At 65.9% G+C, this 4,008-nt stretch carries 3 protein-coding genes and 2 pseudogenes; 3 read left to right on the top strand and 2 right to left on the bottom strand.

Annotation, left to right across the window (positions count from 1 at the left end):
* Positions 1-9 precede the first annotated feature (9 nt).
* A pseudogene (locus AB0M62_RS34690) lies at positions 10-215 on the bottom strand (transposase); the annotation flags it as partial.
* Positions 216-321: 106 nt separating this feature from the next.
* Positions 322-1,086, bottom strand: coding sequence for an SDR family oxidoreductase (locus AB0M62_RS34685; RefSeq protein ID WP_366078312.1), 765 nt, complete (start codon positions 1,084-1,086; stop codon positions 322-324).
* A gap of 519 nt (positions 1,087-1,605) precedes the next feature.
* Here AB0M62_RS34685 and AB0M62_RS34680 point away from each other — a divergent pair.
* The 3 genes and pseudogenes from AB0M62_RS34680 to AB0M62_RS34670 form a co-directional block, all read left to right on the top strand.
* Positions 1,606-2,052: a cupin domain-containing protein gene (locus AB0M62_RS34680; RefSeq protein ID WP_366078311.1), complete on the top strand. Its 447-nt coding sequence runs from the start codon at positions 1,606-1,608 to the stop codon at positions 2,050-2,052.
* A gap of 261 nt (positions 2,053-2,313) precedes the next feature.
* Positions 2,314-2,833 (top strand): annotated as a pseudogene (locus tag AB0M62_RS34675) (IS630 family transposase); the annotation flags it as partial.
* Between the two features lie 550 nt (positions 2,834-3,383).
* A partial coding sequence (locus tag AB0M62_RS34670) for a reverse transcriptase domain-containing protein (RefSeq protein WP_366078310.1) occupies positions 3,384-4,008 on the top strand: 625 nt, incomplete at its 3' end.

The following is a 4,008-nucleotide window of genomic DNA, read 5'->3' as shown; positions in this document are numbered from 1 at the left end:
TAGTGATCACTCATCCGTCGTCGTCCCCGGCCGAGCCCCGTGGTCGATCTGGTCCTGACGGACCCACTTGCGCAGCGTCTCGGTCGTCCCGATGCCCAGCTTGGCCGCGACCGCCTTCATTGCGGCCCACTCGGTGTCGTACTCCGGCCGCACTCGGCGACCATGCGGACAGCTCGTTTGCGCAGCTCAAGGGGATAGGGGGAAGGACGTGCCATGACTCGATCCTCTCAAATGATCGAGCCTCTATCGAACCCGGAACGGTTCATGAAGTGAAGCCTGCAGCGTCGTTATTTGCCACCGTGCCAGTCCCCGACCCTCTACTCAGGGCTGTCGCCCTGCGTCCGGCTGTGGCTGCTGCTGGAGCCAGTCCCTGTAGCGCGTGGGGGCGAGGTCGGCGTCCTCCGGTGCGATCAGCACGCCTCCGGTGACCACAGCGAACATGCCCGCCTGGTCGTCGGTGACCACATGGCGGCCGTCGGGGCGTGCTGCCAGAGTGATCCGGGCCAGCTCGTCGAGAGTGAACACTTCGGGGCCCGCGATGTTGCGGATCCCCTGCAACGGGGTGTCGGAGGCGGCCCTCACGACCGCCGCGGCGACATCGGCGCTGGCCATCGGCTGCAGGGGGGTGGACGGCAGACGGACAGTGTCGCCTTCGGTCGTCCAGGACATGAAGGCTTGGACGAACTCGAAGAACTGCGTGGCACGCACGATCGTGTAAGGCGTCGGCCCGCCCTCGAGGAGGTTCTCCTGGAGGGCCTTGGCCCGGTAGTAGTCGAGCTGGGGCACCTGGTCCACGCCGACGATCGAGAGAATCACATAGTGGCGGACGTCGGCCGCCTCCGCTGCCGCCCTGACGTTGCTCATCGACGTTTCGAAGAAGTCGATGGAAGATTCGTCGAACACCGGGGAGTTCGTCAGGTTGACCAGCACGTCGGCGCCCTCGAGGACCTGCTCCAGGCCCTTGCCGCTGATCACGTCGACTCCGGTGGAAAGCGAAGCGGGTACCGTGTCGTGGCCGGCCGCTGTCAGCCGTTCGACCACCTGTGAGCCGATCAGGCCGCTTCCACCCAGGATTGTGAACTTCATGACGCGCCTTTCGCCGAGTTGTTCGGGTTTCCGAGAGCGTCCGTGGAAGGAGTCCGTCCCGTTCACGCGGATGCATTACTGAGTACGAAGAGTCGGCTTCTGTGAGGGCGGGCGCGGCCGCCGGTGGGGTCGGTTCGGCTCTGTTGTGCCATGCCGACCCGTGTCGGCATCTCCGGGTGCCCGCAGATTCCCCCGGTGCCCGCAGACCGAAACGTAGCGCCTGCGACCACCGTACCCCGGCAAGGGCCGTGCAGGGCGATCACCGCGATGGTGCCGATCACGTGTGGACTTGGCGTCGCAGGGGCCAGGCGTCCTGCGGCGCAGCGATGGGTGGTCCGTACGGAGACGGAGTAGTCTTTCCAATGAGTTCTGCCCGCGCCGTCGACCCTAGGGTACGGACGGCGGTAACCGGTGCCAGATCCACGTGACGAGGCGACTCCAGGCCACACAGACTGATGGGTGTCATCTGTGGTGCGGCTGATCGGCTCCGGTACAGGCGCCGAGACCGGAGGTGGCGTGATGCCGAACAACGAACCGGTGGCAACTCCCTCAGGAGACCGGAAGCAGCGATCCGAGGCCTGGAAGACCGCAGTCACTGTGATCCAGGAGGCGAAACCCCCCTCCGTTCCGGAGGGAGCACACGCCATGACGGTGCTCGTCGAATTCCCTCCTGGAGACCCCGGCACACCTCCGCACCGCCACTTCGGACCAGCCTTCGGCTATGTGCTTGAGGGCGAGATGCTGTTCGAGCTGGAGGGAGAGCCCGAGCGGGTGATCCGGGCCGGGGAGGCATTCTGGGAGCCGGGAGGCGATGTCATCCACTACCAGGATGGCAACAACCGCACAGACGTGCCCAGTCGGTTCCTTGTCACGATGATGTGCGAGCCCGGCAAGCCCATGCTCGTCCTCGTCGACGAGGAGGAACTGGCACAACGCAAGGACAGGCGAGCCCCACGACCGTCCTGAGACGGTTGCAGGCGGCAGTGAGCAGCTGCCTCAACCGGAGAGAAACGCAGCTCCGGTCGGGGCGGGACTACCCGGTGAGGAAGCCTGCGCACAGCGAGGCATGATCGCGCCGGGCCGTCAGGAGGAGCGCTGAGTCAGTGGACGACCTAGTGAGCCGGTCTTGAGGGCTTGTTTCGCCAGTTTCAGATCATGGGCTTGTTGCTGACAGGTCTGGTGGTTTGCGGTCTGTTGGTGGCATGGGGGACAGCAGCTGGAGAGCCGTTGGTCTTATCCGAAGCCGAGCAGCTGACGTTGCGGGGCTGGGCCAGGCGGCGGACCACCGCGCAGGGCCTGGCGAAGCGGGCACGGATCGTGCTGGCCTGCGCCGACGGGCTGAGCTACCGCGGTGGTGGCGCGCCTGGACACCGACCGGGGCACGGTGGCTCGGTGGCGGAACAGGTTCTTGCGTGACCGGCTCGACGGCCTGAACGACGAGCCGCGTCCCGGGGTGCCGCGCACCATCACCGACGCCCAGGTGGAGGAAGTGGTGGTGCGCACCCTGGAAGAGACACCCGAGGGAGCGACTCACTGGTCGAAGCGGGAACTGGCAAAGCGGGTGGGGATCTCGCCTACGAGCGGGCAGCGGATCTGGCGTGCCTTCGGCCTCCAGCCGTGGCGCACTGAGACCTTCAAGATCTCGCCGGACCCGTTGCTGATCGACAAAATCCGTGACGTGGTCGGGCTCTACCTGGCACCGCCGGCGAACGCGGCAGTGTTCGCAGTGGACGAGAAATCGCAGATCGTGTGCCACGAGCGCTGAAGGAGGCGTTGATGTAGCTGCTTCTGGAAGCGGTGCTGTGCAGGAGATGGAGGTAGGTCCTCCGGGGTCGCCCTGCAGGGGGAGGCTCCAAACCACCGCAAGCTGCGCCGATCAATGCCGGGGTGGTGAGCGTGGCGGGAAAAGGCGCGGCAGTGATCGCGTCAGGTGTGGGCCATTAAGGCGAGCGCGAGCGAACCGCTGATGACGTGTCGTAATCTTGCTCAGTGGCGTCGAAACCGGGGCATGATCTGGGCTCCGGGACAAGTCCGGGGGAGCCTGCTGACTGCCCGGACGGCGTCCGGCATGGAGGCGGCGCGAGCCTAACCTGGGCTCTTGCACGGAACGTGGGAACCTGTCGCCCCGATATTGCCGGCGCCCTGATGGGATGGCGGCGAGAGGGAGAACCCCCAAGCGGACAATGCCGCGAGGGGCCGAGTACCGATGCGGGGCACGGGGACGGACCGTCTCGTAGTAGCGGTGAAGCCCGGTAACGCGGGCGGAGCTAAGGGGACGGGTCGTCCGGGTCTGCTTGGTGGCCAACCGGAGTGCCCGGGATGAACCAGACGAGTGGATCGAAGTCGTTCGAAATTCCGAAACACCTGGTGTTCGAGGCGTACTTGAGGGTCAAGACAAGGGCGCGGCGGGCGTCGACGGCGAGTCGATCGAGCAGTTCGAGGCTGACCTGAAGGGCAACCTTTACAAGCTGTGGAATCGCATGTCGTCGGGCTGTTATTTCCCGCCGCCGGTACGGATGGTGGAGATCGACAAGCCGGTAGGACGCGGGGTCAGGATCCTCGGCGTGCCCACGGTCGCGGACAGAATCGCACAGACGGTGGTGGCCATGGTGCTGGAGCCGCTGGTGGAGCCTGTGTTCCACCCAGACTCCCACGGCTATCGGCCCCGCCGCAGTGCACTGGATGCGGTCGCGGCGTGCCGGGAGCGGTGTTGGAACAGCGACTGGGTGATCGATCTGGACATCCGGGGCTTCTTCGACAACCTCGATCATGATCTCGTACTCAAGGCGGTGGCGCACCACACCGACCAGCGGTGGATCCTGCTGTGTGTGGAGCGGTGGCTCAAAGCTCCGCTTCAACGGCCGGACGGCAGCCTGCTCGCCCGCGGTCGCGATAGCCCACAAGGCTCAGCGGTCTCACCCC

The sequence above is a fragment of the Streptomyces sp. NPDC051219 genome, from assembly GCF_040682335.1.
Lineage (GTDB): Bacteria > Actinomycetota > Actinomycetes > Streptomycetales > Streptomycetaceae > Streptomyces.
Note: the sequence above shows the minus strand (reverse complement) of the source record. Positions and strands in the feature narration are given on the sequence as shown.